At 42.3% G+C, this 14,698-nt stretch carries 13 protein-coding genes; 10 read left to right on the top strand and 3 right to left on the bottom strand.

Annotation, left to right across the window (positions count from 1 at the left end; all coding sequences use genetic code 11):
* The first annotated feature begins 392 nt into the window (after positions 1-392).
* On the top strand, positions 393-1,247 hold the full coding sequence (locus SNR28_RS18980) for a hypothetical protein (RefSeq protein WP_375750109.1): 855 nt from the start codon (positions 393-395) through the stop codon (positions 1,245-1,247).
* 32 nt (positions 1,248-1,279) lie between these two features.
* On the opposite strand, the gene ubiG is transcribed toward SNR28_RS18980, so the two are convergent.
* Positions 1,280-2,005, bottom strand: a complete 726-nt coding sequence (ubiG, locus tag SNR28_RS18975; protein ID WP_375750108.1) for a bifunctional 2-polyprenyl-6-hydroxyphenol methylase/3-demethylubiquinol 3-O-methyltransferase UbiG — start codon at positions 2,003-2,005, stop codon at positions 1,280-1,282.
* A 287-nt stretch (positions 2,006-2,292) separates the two neighbouring features.
* On the opposite strand from ubiG, the gene gyrA reads away from it, so the two are divergent.
* Together gyrA and SNR28_RS18965 are read left to right on the top strand one after the other, a co-directional pair.
* The gene (gyrA, locus tag SNR28_RS18970) at positions 2,293-4,938 is read left to right on the top strand and encodes a DNA topoisomerase (ATP-hydrolyzing) subunit A (protein WP_375750107.1); all 2,646 of its coding nucleotides are present in this window, start codon (positions 2,293-2,295) and stop codon (positions 4,936-4,938) included.
* Between the two features lie 108 nt (positions 4,939-5,046).
* Complete coding sequence (locus SNR28_RS18965; protein WP_375750106.1) at positions 5,047-5,691, top strand: cytochrome C heme lyase; 645 nt, start codon at positions 5,047-5,049, stop codon at positions 5,689-5,691.
* A gap of 20 nt (positions 5,692-5,711) precedes the next feature.
* Here the strand turns inward: SNR28_RS18965 and SNR28_RS18960 are convergent, their stop codons facing one another.
* Together SNR28_RS18960 and nrfA are read right to left on the bottom strand one after the other, a co-directional pair.
* Positions 5,712-6,398, bottom strand: a complete 687-nt coding sequence (locus SNR28_RS18960) for a hypothetical protein (protein ID WP_375750105.1) — start codon at positions 6,396-6,398, stop codon at positions 5,712-5,714.
* Positions 6,399-6,611: 213 nt separating this feature from the next.
* Positions 6,612-7,985, bottom strand: coding sequence for an ammonia-forming nitrite reductase cytochrome c552 subunit (gene nrfA, locus SNR28_RS18955; RefSeq protein WP_375754120.1), 1,374 nt, complete (start codon positions 7,983-7,985; stop codon positions 6,612-6,614).
* Between the two features lie 534 nt (positions 7,986-8,519).
* Between nrfA and SNR28_RS18950 the strand changes: the two genes are divergently transcribed.
* The 7 genes from SNR28_RS18950 to ribA all read left to right on the top strand — a co-directional run bounded on the left by SNR28_RS18950 (position 8,520) and on the right by ribA (position 14,642).
* Positions 8,520-9,173, top strand: coding sequence for a multiheme c-type cytochrome (locus SNR28_RS18950; RefSeq protein ID WP_375750104.1), 654 nt, complete (start codon positions 8,520-8,522; stop codon positions 9,171-9,173).
* Positions 9,170-9,853: a cytochrome c nitrite reductase Fe-S protein gene (gene nrfC / locus SNR28_RS18945; RefSeq protein ID WP_375750103.1), complete on the top strand. Its 684-nt coding sequence runs from the start codon at positions 9,170-9,172 to the stop codon at positions 9,851-9,853. Before SNR28_RS18950 ends, nrfC begins: the two co-directional genes overlap by 4 nt.
* A gap of 5 nt (positions 9,854-9,858) precedes the next feature.
* Positions 9,859-10,812, top strand: a complete 954-nt coding sequence (nrfD, locus tag SNR28_RS18940; protein ID WP_375754119.1) for a cytochrome c nitrite reductase subunit NrfD — start codon at positions 9,859-9,861, stop codon at positions 10,810-10,812.
* Positions 10,813-10,868: 56 nt separating this feature from the next.
* A complete protein-coding gene (locus SNR28_RS18935) occupies positions 10,869-12,770 on the top strand; it encodes a heme lyase CcmF/NrfE family subunit (protein WP_375750102.1) in 1,902 nt (633 codons plus the stop codon).
* Between the two features lie 24 nt (positions 12,771-12,794).
* Complete coding sequence (locus SNR28_RS18930; protein WP_375750101.1) at positions 12,795-13,346, top strand: DsbE family thiol:disulfide interchange protein; 552 nt, start codon at positions 12,795-12,797, stop codon at positions 13,344-13,346.
* Positions 13,346-13,798 carry a cytochrome c-type biogenesis protein gene (locus tag SNR28_RS18925; protein WP_375750100.1) on the top strand — a complete coding sequence of 151 codons (453 nt, stop codon included), beginning with the start codon at positions 13,346-13,348 and terminating at the stop codon, positions 13,796-13,798. Before SNR28_RS18930 ends, SNR28_RS18925 begins: the two co-directional genes overlap by 1 nt.
* Before the next feature lie 244 nt (positions 13,799-14,042).
* Complete coding sequence (gene ribA / locus SNR28_RS18920) at positions 14,043-14,642, top strand: GTP cyclohydrolase II (RefSeq protein WP_375750099.1); 600 nt, start codon at positions 14,043-14,045, stop codon at positions 14,640-14,642.
* The last annotated feature ends 56 nt before the right edge of the window (positions 14,643-14,698 follow it).

Raw genomic sequence — 14,698 nt, 5'->3', positions numbered from 1 at the left:
ATGTTGCTTTTTCGAATTCTATAGTGTTACCCAATGCATTTAGTTTACTACATATTGGGTTTTAATGTTGAGCGGGTACAAGATAGTGGGTTTTCTGTGAGATTTCAACTAATGCTTCTGGATTTAAGCAATGAAAGGCGCTCTGATAAAGATGTTGAATTAATTGCGGAGATGAACGATAGGTAGACACAAGTTGAGTGCCAATTTTAGGCAGTTACTTGATGTAGTGTTCTATTATACGCATTTTCCATATTCGATTCTCAAAACTAGGACAGGCAGGAGTTAGGTAAACTGCACGTTATAGCTACAATATTATATGGATTATGGAGTTTAGTTTATAATTAAGAACAGTGGGCTATACCTGATTGAAAAACTATATTTAGGGAAGAAATATGGATAAAGATAATTTGCAGGGATACATTACAATCGCTACTGGCGCAAAAGAATACATCGAAATGGCGAAGTACCTTGCCCTTTCTGTACATAAGAATGACCCAACAAGACCTATTGCCCTAATCACAGATGAAAAAACGACTATTCCGGACGACGTAAAATGTCTCTTTTCTCACGTAATAATCATGCCCGAGATAGAAGGGTATAACGGTTGTTTAAATAAACTTCGAATTAATGAATTTACCCCATTTGAACAGAATATGTTCATAGACTCTGATTGCTTAATAGTAAAAAACGATATGGATAGGCATTGGAAACGTTTTGAGCAGTACGATGTCAATTTAGCGGGAGACAAAGTCACAAGTGGTCATTGGTATAATTTTGATGTAGAAGATGTGTTAAAACGGCTCAATATTGATTACATCGTTAAAATGAATAGTGGTGTTATTTATTTTAAGAAAGGCGCTGTTTCAGATCATTTTTTCAAGCTCTGTAACGAAATGGTTGTTGAACAAAGAGATTTACTGAGTTGCAGCCACAGAAGGGAGGAGCAAATAGCGGATGAACCATTTATAGGTACTGCTCTTGGAATTATGAATATTTCTCCCGTCGCGTATGTACCGGAAGAGGGCTCGTTGATGATTACTACGACTCACGCCAAAAAAGTACTTTGTGATCCGTCTACCCGAGAGAGCCAGATTTATAAGCCCACAGGCTTTTACTTACTTAATAGGCTATTTGCCAAAAGCTGGGTTAGGCACACACCCAGCATAATGCATTTTGTAAAATTAAAACCTAACAATGTATACAAGAGCGCTTGTTTGGGTTTAGAAAACCGAGTGTTTGAAAAATAATACTTTTACCTATTCAACGGGCTATGATGAACTTAGAGCGGGCAGGGCTTAACGCAGTTTACGATATAGTTTACATCCACACGTTTCCCGAGGAAGAAAGAGTCGGTGAGAGGATTGTAGTTGATTCCGGTAATACCTCTATCGGTAAGTTCGGTGTGATCAATCAGCTTTAGTAATTCTGATGGCTTGATGAATTTGCTGTGGTCATGAGTTCCTTTAGGAACTATTCCTGTAATGTATTCGGCTCCAAGAATAGCGAATAAATAGGAGGGAATATTTCTGTTTAACGTCGAAAACAGAACATGTCCGCCTGGCTTCACCAGTTTTGCACAGGATTGAATGACAGAGAGTGGATCGGGGACGTGCTCCAGCATCTCCATACATGTCACGACGTCGTAATCTTCAGGGTTTTCAGAAGCATGTTGCTCAATGGTCATCTGAATATAATTTACTTTAATCCCTGTTTCTAAAGAATGGAGTCTAGCGACTTCAAGAGGCTCTTTACCCATATCTAAACCGGTAACGTTAGCCCCTTCACGCGCCATACTTTCGGAAAGTATTCCTCCGCCGCAACCAACATCGAGTACTTTCTTTCCAAATAGGCCCTCTACGCAGTCTTTAACATACTGAAGACGAGGAGGGTTAATTTGGTGCAGGGGTTTAAATTCACCATCTAAATCCCACCAACGGGAAGCCATCTCTTCAAACTTCTTGATTTCGGCAGGATCGACATTTTGGGAGTATGCGTTTGAGCTCATTTTCTTGCTTCTTGTATTCCTTTAGATTCGACGATTATAAACACATAGGTAGAAGGCTGCATCCAATTAGTTTGAGAAAAACATGTTTAATAAGTAAACACTTTTCAACAGGATAACTATGTTTGTATGTTTTGTGAGCGTTTTGCGCGCCACAGAGGTCACAAGCTGATAAAAGGTGAGGGAAAGTAATGCCGAACCCGACAAATTTGTGTTATATTTTTCGACCTTGTACGTAAAGGGAAGTAACTCCCGAAATTACGATCAAACTATAGAGGGATAATGGCTCTATGAGCGATCTAGCTAAAGAGATCACGCCAGTAAATATTGAAGACGAGCTCCGTGGCTCGTATCTCGACTATGCGATGTCAGTTATCGTGGGTCGTGCTCTTCCTGATGTGCGTGATGGCCTAAAGCCTGTACACCGCCGCGTTTTGTTCGCGATGAATGTACTAGGTAATGATTGGAATAAACCATATAAAAAATCTGCCCGTGTTGTGGGCGACGTAATCGGTAAATATCACCCGCATGGTGATAGTGCTGTATACGACACTATCGTTCGTATGGCTCAGCCATTCTCACTACGCTATATGCTGGTTGATGGCCAGGGTAACTTCGGTTCTATCGATGGTGACTCGGCAGCTGCGATGCGTTATACCGAAGTTCGCATGGCGAAAATTGCCCATGAACTTCTGGCTGACCTTGATAAAGAAACCGTGGATTACGTACCAAACTATGATGGTACAGAACAAATCCCTGCGGTTCTTCCTACTAAGATTCCTAACTTGCTGGTTAACGGTTCTTCCGGTATCGCAGTAGGTATGGCAACCAACATTCCACCTCACAACCTGACAGAGGTGATTGATGGCTGTCTGGCTTATATCAATAATGAAGAGATCACTATTGATGAGCTGATGCAATATATCCCTGGTCCTGACTTCCCGACGGCAGCACTGATCAGTGGCCGTAAGGGCATCATTGATGCTTATAAGACAGGTCGCGGTAAGATTTACATGCGTTCTAAGGCTGAGGTTGAAGCGGACAAGAATGGTAAAGAGACCATTATTGTTACTGAGATCCCTTACCAGGTGAACAAAGCTCGTTTGATCGAGAAAATTGCTGAGCTGGTTAAAGATAAGAAAGTAGAAGGTATCAGTGCGCTACGTGATGAGTCTGACAAAGACGGTATGCGTATTGTTATCGAGTGTAAGCGTGATGCTGTGGGTGAAGTTGTACTTAACAACCTTTATTCACAAACTCAGCTACAAACGACTTTCGGTATCAACATGGTTGCACTGGATAACGGTCAGCCAAAACTGTTTAACCTAAAAGAGATGCTGAAGTGCTTCGTTGACCACCGTCGTGAGGTTGTTACTCGTCGTACTATCTTTGAACTCCGCAAAGCTCGTGATCGTGCACATATCCTCGAAGGTCTTGCGCTTGCTCTGGCTAACATTGACGAAATCATTGAACTTATCCGTCGTGCTCCAACTCCGGCAGAAGCGAAAGAAGGTTTGACTTCTCGTGGCTGGGATCTGGGTAATGTTGCAGCAATGCTTGAGCGTGCTGGCACTGATGCAGCTCGTCCAGAGTGGCTGGAAGCGCAGTATGGTATCCGTGATGGCCAGTACTTCCTGACTGAGCAGCAGGCACAGGCAATCCTTGATCTTCGTCTACAGAAGCTGACTGGTCTGGAACACGAGAAGATTCTTGACGAATACAAAGCACTTCTGGAAGAAATTGCTGAGTTGATGCATATTCTTGAAAGCACAGAACGCTTGATGGAAGTGATTCGTGAAGAGCTAGAAGCGGTTCGCGAGGGCTTTGGTGATGAGCGTCGCTCTGAAATCACGGCTGCCGTTCATGATATCGACATGGAAGAGCTTATCGCTCAGGAAGATGTTGTTGTTACCCTGTCTCACGAAGGCTACGTTAAGTACCAGCTACTAAGCGAGTACGAGGCACAGCGTCGTGGTGGTAAAGGTAAGAGCGCAACTAAGATGAAAGATGAGGATTACATCGAACGTCTGCTAGTTGCTAATACGCACGACAATATTCTTTGTTTCTCGACTCGTGGTAAGACATACCGTCTGAAGGTATATCAATTACCGCAAGCGACACGCACAGCACGCGGTAAGCCTATCGTTAACATTCTTCCTCTGGAAGAGAATGAGCGCATTACTGCAATTCTGCCAGTATCTGAATATTCTGCAGATAAGTACATCTTTATGGCAACTGGTGACGGTACGGTTAAGAAGACCTCACTGGATCAGTTCGCAAACGTACGTTCTAACGGTCTGATTGCGGTTAACCTGCGTGATGATGATTCACTGATCGGTGTTGATATCACTGATGGTGAAAGCGACATTATGCTGTTCTCGAAGCAGGGCAAAGTGGTTCGCTTTAAAGAAGAGTTAGTTCGCGCAATGGGTCGTACAGCGGCAGGTGTTCGCGGTATGAAACTGGCAGATAATGATCAGGTCGTTTCTCTGATTGTTCCTTCTAACGAAGGTGATATTCTGACAGTGACTCAAAACGGTTACGGTAAGCGTACAGAGATTGCTGAATACCCAACTAAGGGCCGTGCAACTCAGGGCGTTGTGTCTATCAAGGTTTCTGAGCGTAACGGTGAAGTAGTCGGTGCTATCCAGACTGAAGAAGGTGATGAGTTCATGATGATCACCGATGCAGGTACTCTGGTACGTACACGCGTTTCTGAAGTAAGCCAGGTTGGTCGTAATACCCAGGGTGTTACGCTGATTCGTACAGCAGAAGACGAAAACGTTGTAGGCTTGCAGCGCATCGAAGAAGTTGAAGAAGAAGAGTTGGAAGAGGGTGTTGAAGGCACTGAAGGCAACGACGAAGTTGCTTCAAACGACTCTGCACCAGCAGCAGATTCTGAAACAGATTCAGGTGAGACTCCGGAAGAAGAATAATACCTCTTTCTGATAACTTACACGTATCTCAAACCGGGCAATTTGCCCGGTTTTTTATTGCCTAAAATGATATTGTTAGCCTAGTAATTTCATAAAGTTAATCGATATATGCCTATTCTAGTTCTCTCTCTTTCTGCTGTTGTTTTATTGGCAGTCTTCTATATCTATTTTAGTAAAAATCATAAACTGGTAAAGCCTTTAACACTTGGCGTTGCTGTCGCAGGTTTGTCTTGTGCTGTTTGGTATTCAACCCTTGATCAGTCACAGGAGCTAGCTCAGGCTCAAAGCAAAGCGGAAGAGAAGATCGCAGCAGAGCCCAAAACAGTGAAAGAGCTGATTGAGCAGATAGAAAACAAGCTAAGAGAAGACAGGAACAACTCTGAGCTGTGGTATGAACTTGGCCATGGCTATCTCTCTTCTAATCGTTTTGAAGAGGCTTCCCAGTGTTTTAGTTATGTATTGCGTTTAGAAGAGAGCCCAACTGCTTCAGTTTTCTCGGCTAAAGCAACAGCGGATTACTATGCTAATTCTCAGAGAATTAGCAAAAACATTCAGTTGTTACTGGATGAAGCCCTATCTATGGATGAGTACAATTATCCTGCGCTAATGTTGATAGGAAATGATCATTTTATTAGTTTTCGATACCAAGAGGCGATTGAAACCTGGCAAAAAATACTGGATTCAGAAAGGCAGGGACTAGACAGAAGCACGGTGATTAATTCAATCAACCGTGCCAAAGATATGATGAAATAGAAACAAAAAGGTGAGTGAGCTTAAACTTGCTCACTCTTCGTCACTTTAAAAGCTCCGACCGCAATAATGTAATACGCTAGTAGCTCTGAGCCCTCTTCAACAATATTTTTAACCTGCCGCACATAATCCTCACCCATTACTTCATGCCAGAATGCGCTCATACCTGCTATACGGCTCAATACCAGCAAAAATATCACTCCTAGCGTCAGGACGGGCGCATAGCGGTGTCTAAGAAGTTCATTTAACTGATAAAAGCTCACTGATTTATGCTTAAAGAAGTTGTAGATACCTAAGAAAGCAACGGTCAGAGCGGGGTATACCCACGCTCCATGACTGATAAAGTCAAACCAATGATCCAGTTCTCTCATAAGTAAAACCAGAAAGAATGCACCCGCTAGGATAAATGAATGATTGCAAGTCTTACTACCTTGACGATTTAACTCTGAACGGCTGTGTATAAAGAATCTGATGGAAATGGAGAGCAAAAGAAGTTGCTCACTTATTTCGGTTAGTGAGGTTTCACCAAGAGGGTTATGGAAGTAGATGACATCCAAATAAAGGGTAAGTAAAACCAGAAAGCAAACAAAGATAACATCAGCGCAAAAAATGAGATTCGCAACAATAGGATTGTGGCTCGTTTTATTGTGAGGTTTAGAGTTACTTTCACTAATAAACAGGTTCATTTGAGTGCGGTTGAATAGACGCATTGGTGTTATCTCGGTAATTGAACGGTGTTTTTAATGGTAATCTTGGAATAAATTGAAAATGTGATGTAGATCAACTTCAAAATACGTTTGAGGTAAAAAAAGACAAAACTTTGTAAATTTTCAGGATTAAAAACGAGAAAAAGCCAGCGGGGGAGGGTCGCTGGCTTTTGGGATTACGGAGTAAGTAAGCTTTATAGTTTAATTAATAGTAGCTTAGTATTTGTAAGTAGCTTCGCGTGCGTCAGCTTTCTTATCCCACTCTGGTACTAATGTTTCCAAGAACTTCTTCTTGTCTGCATTCATCTTATCCATATCCATACCTAGAGCAGCTTGTGCTTTCTCTTTAGTAGAGATGTCTGGAATTTGAACTGGCTCAGTAATACCTTTCTTAGCTAGAAGACGAACAAGCTTAGTACGAGCGTCAGTTGCTTTATCTACAGCAGTACCTAGGATTTCTAGAGCAACTTCAGGAGCGTGCATATGTACACCGTGAGATGCAATTGCGTAGTCCCAACGCCACTGAGCATGACGGATATCCATTAGGATGTCTTTCATTTCAGCTTCAGTTGCACCAGCTTCCCATGCAGCGCCTGCTTCAAAGTGAGCAGCAACGATGTGTTTCTCAGCAGTAAGCTTCATGTTAGTAACCTGAGCTTTACGAGTAGAAACAACGCCTTGTAGGAATTCTTTCTCTTGAGAGTGACACTGTGCACAAGTTACGTCGAACGAATCAAGTGGGTTGCCAACTTTGTGGTCTGTGTAAAGAGTGCCGTCTGCTTTTTCAACTTTAGGCATGTGACAGTCAGCACAAACTACGCCGTTCTTACCGTGGATACCAAGACGCCATGTTTCCCAGCCTGGGTGCTGTGCTTTAAGCATTGGCGCTTTAGACACTTTGTGAGTCCAGTCTTTGAAGTTAAGTGCGTCGTAGTATTTTTCCATTTCGTCAACGTTAGTACCCATATCCCAAGGGAACTTAACAGTCTTGTTAGGACCTGTGAAGTAGTACTCTACGTGACACTGAGCACATACTGCGCCAGCCTTGTCAGCATCGTCCATGTCCTCAAATGGCATACCAATAGTAGTGAATGCACGCTCAACGTATGGACGAGTCAGCATTAGAGCAGGCTCACCATTCTTGAACTCTTCGCTACGAGTATCGTGACAGTCAGCACAACCAATCGCATTAGTCACTTCGTGACCTAGACGTGCCCATTTACCCTGGAAGTAACCATCTTCACCATTCTCGTCGATAAGACGTGCTACGTCTGGGCTCTTACAGCTCCAACATGCCATAGGCATAGGACCTGTTTTTTCATCAACCGGACCACCTGTACGCAAAGTGTTTCTTAAATCTTCAACTGCGTAGAAGTGACCGCGAGCTTTGTTATAGTCCTTAGCGAAGCCGTAACCAGCCCACATGATTACCATATTAGGATCGTGTGCAAGTGCATCTTCGATTTCAGAACTTTCAGAAGTCGCTTTCCAGCTTTCATACTGATCTGTGTGGCTAGCCTGGTACTGTTCGTTCCTAGGGTCGCCGATTTTATCTGCTGCAACAACGCTAGTAGCTGCGCCAAACATCATGCTAGCTGCCAAAACCGCTATAGATTTCGTCATCCAGTGTTTTTTCATGGTGTTTTCTCCATGTTTGTATTGTTTATTCCCACGTTACTCCGTTTATTTTTACTAGCGTTGTGGACTAGTTCCAAATATAAGAGTTTTTGAGATACCCCTTTATATTAGCTAATATTTTTAACCTTTCATTACATCAAATTTGGGAAATTGTTTTAGATCAATTTAAACAGGTGATCTGGTACACGAAAAATTTCAAATACCCCTTAAGGGTTAGCTAAAAGTCTTGTGTTTACAGTCATGTAGGCTATTGATGACTAAGAAGTTAATATTTAGTAACATTTTTTAATTAGGTGAAATACGTCACTATTTTGCCATTAATTCATTAGCTTATTTGCTAAGACATATATAATGACCTCATTAGCGTTGTGGCTTTCTAAAATAAGAATCATTATCGTTTGGAGTTAATTAATTTTAACTCCAACGAATATTTGTATTTGAGTATTTATTTAGTACAAATATTATTCTGATATGTAGGAAAGAAAGATGGCCAATAATAAATTGACCATAGCCATAATGCTGAAGTCACTTCTTATATTATGTCTCTATGGTTTCTCAGTTAATAATGCTGTTGCTGCTGGTGATACAACCAGTCAAGCGGAACCAGCTACAAAGACAGTCAAGTTAAAAACTTCCAGACAAGACAAGAAATGTCTCCAGTGTCATAAAGGCGCAGATAAGACTCAACATGAAACGCATGGACAAGATGCTGCCAACGTTCTAGGTAAATCTGTTGGTTGTGTGGATTGTCACAATAAGATTGGTCCGAAACACCGCCGTAAAGCAGATGTCGTTACCAAATATGCATCTGCACAATCTCAACCGGGCACGAAGAAAAAAGTGCTAAGTCATGATGAAGTACTCAAAGCAAATAAAGAGTGCCTTGATTGTCATGAACCAACCAAACTTCAGGAAGCAAGCTGGACCCATGATGTACACGCTTTGAATCTCACCTGTTCTAACTGTCATGATGTTCACTTGAAAGGGGGCAAACAAGCTCGCCTGGTTAAAAAGAGAAAGCCTAAAGATCCTGGCTTGAACGTGCTTCAGTTCGAAGACCGTAAGACGCTAATTAAGATGTGTGTTGACTGTCACTCAGACTTCAACCAGCTACTTGAGAAGCAGGAGGAAGAGAAATGAGCTGTTCAAGACGAAATTTTCTAACCGGTGCCGGAGCGGTTATTTTTACGACCGGTGTCGCGACTACCTGTGCTATTAGCTCTAAAGTTAATGCTGATGAGCCTGAAGAAAAAGCTAAACGCTACGGCATGGTCTACGACGAGAACAAATGTATTGGCTGTACAGCCTGTATGGATGCTTGTCGTGACGTAAACAGTGTGCCTGAAGGTGTTACTCGATTGGAAATTACTCGAAGTGAACCGCAGGGCGAGTTTCCGAACGTAGATTACAAATTTAATCGTATCTCATGTCAGCACTGTGAAAATGCCCCTTGTGTAATGGTGTGTCCGACTGGTGCTGCGTACAAAGATGAAAAGACGGGCATTGTTGACGTACACAAAGATAAGTGTGTAGGTTGTGGTTACTGTATTGTTGCTTGTCCTTACCAGGTTCGATTCTTCCATCCTATTGAAGGCTCTGCTGATAAGTGTAACTTCTGTCGTGATACAAACCTTGCTGCTGGTAAACTTCCTGGCTGTGTGGAAGCTTGTCCGACGAAAGCACTGACATTTGGTGATTTAAACGACCCAGAATCAAAAATTAACGCGGTGCTAAAAGACAAAGTTGTTTACCGTGACAAAGCGTATTTAGGTACCAATCCTAAGCTTTACAAAGTTCCACATGAGAAAGGGGAGATTTAATCATGATGAGTGCATTTGACGTCCCTTTGGTATGGGACTGGACTATCGCGGTTTACCTGTTCTTAGCGGGTATGTCAGCAGGTTGTGTAATGATCTCTATCTACCTTAAGCGCAAGGTAATAGAGGGTGACCCAGCCAGAGATGGTATTTTAAAAGCAACAGCGTGGCTTGCTCCATTTGGTATTATTGGTGGTCTTACGATCTTGGTATTCCACCTGACTAAGCCACTAATGTTCTGGAAAATCATGATTCACTTTAACGTTACTTCGGTAATGTCTATGGGTGTTGTTCTGTTCCAGACTTATATGATCTTCCTGTTTATGTGGATCGCTATCATCTTCAGAAAGACCATCATGGATTTCCTGAACATGATTGCAAAAGGCAAGTTTAACTTTGTCGATAACATCATTAAGCTGCTTCAGAAGTATGAAAACAGCATTGAATGGCTATTAGCGATTCAGGCATTTGCTCTTGCCGCATACACGGGCTTCCTGTTGTCCGCGCTTAAGAGTTTTCCAATGCTTAACAACCCGATTCTGCCGATTCTGTTCCTGTTCTCAAGCCTTTCATCCGGTGCAGCAGCTTGTATGCTGTTCGGCATTGTTGGCTTCAAACAGCCAGCAGAGAGTGCAACAGCGAAGTGGGTACACAGCTTCGAGCGACCAGTGGTCCTGTTCGAACTGTTTGTCATGATCGCTTTCTTCACCGGTATGATTTTCGGTGGTGGTCAGGCTCAAGCCGCTGCGATTAATGCGCTCGGTGGAGGGTTCTGGGCTAGCTGGTTCTGGATAGGTGTAATTGGTGTGGGTATGCTACTTCCGCTTGCCTTAAATGCCTTCACTCCTTCAGAAGTTAGACATAAGACCGGATTTATCATGCTGGTTACCAGTTTAGGCTTGATCGGCGTACTAATGTTCCGTACGTTTATCCTATACGCTGGTCAGTTGACTGTAGTTTAAACATTTAACCGGGCCTTACTCGCAGAGTCGGGTAAGGCCCTAATTTAACGGGTATTATGCTAGCTGAATTCGGTCACTTTTCTCTACTGCTTGTCGCAGTCTCTTCTCTTATTGCCGTTATTACTTCTGTATACGATATTTCACGAAATCGCGCTGAAACAATATCCGTGCAATTGAGTGTTGCGCATTTTTGTGCGCTCTTTTCACTGGTTTCTATCGGGGTACTTGCTGCGGCATTTATCTACGATGATTTTACCTTGAGCTATGTGTCGCATCATTCAAACTCACATCTGCCCGATTTTTTTAAGGCAGCTGCTGTATGGGGCGGACACGAGGGTTCACTTCTTTTCTGGGTAGTGATGTTGGCTTGTTGGGCGTCTGCGATCGCCTTTATGAAAAACAGCCTGCCTGTCAGATTTATGAATTACGCATTGATGACAGCATTGCTGTTTGTCTGTGCTTTCGCTTTTTTCACGCTGTACGCTTCTAACCCATTTGAAATCAACAGCGTAATTCCTGAAGAGGGAAGAGATCTTAACCCAATGCTTCAGGATGTCGGTTTAATCTTCCATCCACCTCTGCTTTATATCGGTTATATCGGATTTGCGTCCAGTTTTGCATTAGCGATGGCCGCGCTGTGGGATTCGGAAGATAGGATTGAATGGCTTATCTATGCCCGTAAGTTTGCTCTGTTTGCCTGGGCATTTCTTACAGCGGGCATTGTTCTTGGTGCATGGTGGGCATACAACGAACTAGGTTGGGGTGGTTGGTGGTTCTGGGACCCGGTAGAAAATGCATCGTTACTTCCATGGCTTACAGGTACAGCTCTATTACATAGTCTTATTGCAGGGATTCAGCGAGGAACGCTGGTTCGCTGGACGTTAACACTTTCATTCGCCACCTTTACCCTAAGCTTGCTAGGCACTTTTGTTGTTCGTTCCGGTATTCTTACCTCTGTTCATGCATTTGCCATTGATCCGACAAGAGGCATTATTTTACTGGTGCTTCTGTTTGCGTTAGTTATTGGCGGTTTTGGTTCTCTGTTATACAAATCAGCTTCAGTTAAGTCAGCGAATATCGAGTCACTGGCCAGTAAAGAATTTCTATTTCTGTTAGGAAACATCATCTTTACCGTTGCGATGCTTACGGTCATTCTTGGTACCTTCTATCCAATGGTTTTCCAGTTGTTTGGTCTGGGTAATATTTCTGTAGGTGCTCCTTACTTTAATACCTTGTTTGCACCACTGACTTTTGTCGCACTTGCATTAATGGCCGTCGCTCCTTGGTTTAGTTGGAAAGATGAAAAGAATGTCGCTGGCCGGATTCGTGGTCTGAGCATTATATCGCTAGTTTCAGCCGTTCTTGGATTTGCGGTGTATCGTGCTCAGTATAGTGATATTCACTTTATGCCTTGGTTAACCTGGACGTTATCTATCTTGGTGGTTCTGACGCTTGTTTTACAACTGGTAAAACTTCCCACTAAAGTATGGATAAAAGCAGCACCAATGATGCTGGCTCACTTTGGTGTGGCGGTCGCAGCCATTGGTGCGGGAATGAACGCGTATCACTCCATCGAGACCAGTGCCAAGATGAGTGAAGAAAGCATCGTCTCGTTTGGACGTTTTGAACTGAATTTTGACCAGCTGGAACTTTTTGTTGGACCCAACTATACGTCCGAGAAGGCTCATTTTCTGATTAACGAAGAACAGAGTATTGTGCCTGAGAGAAGGCATTATCAAGTTCGGGTGATGAACATGACAGAGCCCGGAATTCGTAACTACTGGCACGGTGATCTCTATATTACATTGGGTGAAAAGCTCATTGACGGAAGTTACGCAGTAAGAATTCAATATAAAGCATATGTAATATGGATTTGGCTTGGTGGTATTTTGATGACGTTGGGTGGTGTACTTTCACTATTTATCAGGAAAAAGATTGTTTCAAATGCAAAGGCCTAATCAGGCAGCAAGGCAGAAGTAGTAATGTCAGAACAAAAAAATAAGTCAGGCTCCAAAGTTAAAGTAATCGGATTTTTGATTGCGATTGTTGTCGTGTTTGGTGCGTTTATATATGCCCTTGAAGGGGGTACGGAAAGCTCTAACCAGACTATGGTTGGAGAGAATATTCCTGTGTTTTCTCTTCAGTCTCTGCAAGATGAAAGCGTAACGTTGGATAATGAATCCATAAAATCAGAAGATTATTCCCTAATCAACGTATGGGCAGAGTGGTGTGCAGCGTGTAAATCAGAACATGGGTATCTGATGGCTTTAAAAAACCAAGGGTTTGAGATCACAGGGCTTAATTATCGAGACGATAGAAAAGCTGCTTTGAAGATGTTGGATGAGCTTGGAAATCCCTATAAGCACGTATTGTTCGATCACAGAGGAACGTTGGCTCTGGATTTAGGTGTTATCGGTGCACCAGAAACGTTTCTTGTAAACCCTGAAGGGCGAATAGTAACACGATATAGTGGTGTTATAGACCAGAGTATCTGGGAGTCAAAGTTTGAGCCGTTTATTCAGGGAGAGAAGTAATGATTAACATGTGTAAGTTTGTTCTCTCTTTTTTCCTGCTTTTGCCTGTATTGGTCAGCGCTGATACAAACAACAATGACAACAGTATTTTTTATGACAGCAATAAAGAAATCTCAATCAAAGCAGACCTTTTTGAGTTTGAAAGTGAAGATCAGCGCAAGCGTTCAATTGATTTAGCAAGACAGTTGCGTTGTCCTCAGTGTCAGAACCAAAACCTTATTGAATCTAACTCTCCTATCGCGAAAGACCTTCGTCTCAAGGTTTTTGAGATGATGAAAGAGGGAGCAAGTGAAGAAGAAGTCGTAGACTATATGACTCATCGTTTTGGTGATTTTGTTTTGTATGATCCCGTTGTTTCCCCTAAGACTTATATTCTTTGGTTTCTCCCCATTTTAATCCTTGTGGGTGGTATTTTGATTGCTGCAAGAGCAGTCAAGAAAAAATCAAAGTAACTTACTGATATTTAAATAACCCTCGGAGTTGCAGGGTTGAAATATAGCGTTATTGTTATACTATAACAAAATGTGGGTTGGCTATATCAGTCGATATACAAGCAGGATGTTTTATATAAGTAATTCATCTATGCGATACATTGAATTCTTATCGTTGTGTCCCAATCTACGTTGTATTCTCTAAAATAAATTCAGAAGTTACTGAGATGCTAACTCAGTACGACATTAGAAAGTGAGCTAAGTTATGGCTGAAGTACGTGCCAGAGTAGGGTTAAAAGTTGGATCTAAAAGCAACATAGATGCAGAAATCCTCTCATTTACCGATCTAGAAAGTGACAAAGAACATGTTGCTTTAATCTTCCAATCTGCTGATAAGTCAGACAAAACCCCATTGGTACGTATGCACTCTGAGTGTCTGACAGGGGATGTTTTTCATTCATCTCGTTGTGACTGTGGTGAACAGTTGGAAGAAACTATCAACAAGATGGGTGAGCAGGGTGGGATCATACTTTACCTTCGACAGGAAGGCAGAGGGATCGGCTTATATAACAAGATAGACGCCTACCGATTGCAGAGTGAAGGTATGAACACCTATGAAGCAAACAACCACCTTGGTTTTGGTGACGACCTTCGTGACTTTACTGATGCTGCGCTTATGCTTAAAGCGCTGGGGCTGGATAAAATAAAATTAATAACAAACAACCCTAAAAAGATTAATGACTTAACTGATTTAGGTATTGAAATCGAAGAAGTTGTTAATACTTCCGCTCATGTTAAACACGGTAACGAAAATTATCTGAAAGCGAAAGTCTCTCACGGCAAGCACAAGCTCGATATAGAATAAGTTGTTACGACCTGTTTAAGAAAACCTCACTCATGTGAGGTTTTTTTGTATATGGC

This window comes from Vibrio iocasae, assembly GCF_042245395.1.
In the GTDB taxonomy this organism is placed as follows: domain Bacteria; phylum Pseudomonadota; class Gammaproteobacteria; order Enterobacterales; family Vibrionaceae; genus Vibrio; species Vibrio iocasae.
This window is presented reverse-complemented; position numbering and strand designations above follow the sequence as displayed.

Bases quoted from the DNA above. Each gene is read 5' to 3' on its own strand.
- SNR28_RS18935 (WP_375750102.1), top strand. From the start codon at position 10,869: ATGCTAGCTGAATTCGGTCACTTTTCTCTACTGCTTGTCGCAGTCTCT.
- SNR28_RS18925 (WP_375750100.1), top strand. From the start codon at position 13,346: ATGATTAACATGTGTAAGTTTGTTCTCTCTTTTTTCCTGCTTTTGCCT.
- gyrA (WP_375750107.1), top strand. From the start codon at position 2,293: ATGAGCGATCTAGCTAAAGAGATCACGCCAGTAAATATTGAAGACGAG.
- ubiG (WP_375750108.1), bottom strand. From the start codon at position 2,005: ATGAGCTCAAACGCATACTCCCAAAATGTCGATCCTGCCGAAATCAAG.
- SNR28_RS18950 (WP_375750104.1), top strand. From the start codon at position 8,520: ATGGCCAATAATAAATTGACCATAGCCATAATGCTGAAGTCACTTCTT.
- SNR28_RS18930 (WP_375750101.1), top strand. From the start codon at position 12,795: ATGTCAGAACAAAAAAATAAGTCAGGCTCCAAAGTTAAAGTAATCGGA.
- ribA (WP_375750099.1), top strand. From the start codon at position 14,043: ATGGCTGAAGTACGTGCCAGAGTAGGGTTAAAAGTTGGATCTAAAAGC.
- SNR28_RS18960 (WP_375750105.1), bottom strand. From the start codon at position 6,398: ATGCGTCTATTCAACCGCACTCAAATGAACCTGTTTATTAGTGAAAGT.
- nrfC (WP_375750103.1), top strand. From the start codon at position 9,170: ATGAGCTGTTCAAGACGAAATTTTCTAACCGGTGCCGGAGCGGTTATT.
- nrfA (WP_375754120.1), bottom strand. From the start codon at position 7,985: ATGATGTTTGGCGCAGCTACTAGCGTTGTTGCAGCAGATAAAATCGGC.
- SNR28_RS18980 (WP_375750109.1), top strand. From the start codon at position 393: ATGGATAAAGATAATTTGCAGGGATACATTACAATCGCTACTGGCGCA.
- nrfD (WP_375754119.1), top strand. From the start codon at position 9,859: ATGAGTGCATTTGACGTCCCTTTGGTATGGGACTGGACTATCGCGGTT.
- SNR28_RS18965 (WP_375750106.1), top strand. From the start codon at position 5,047: ATGCCTATTCTAGTTCTCTCTCTTTCTGCTGTTGTTTTATTGGCAGTC.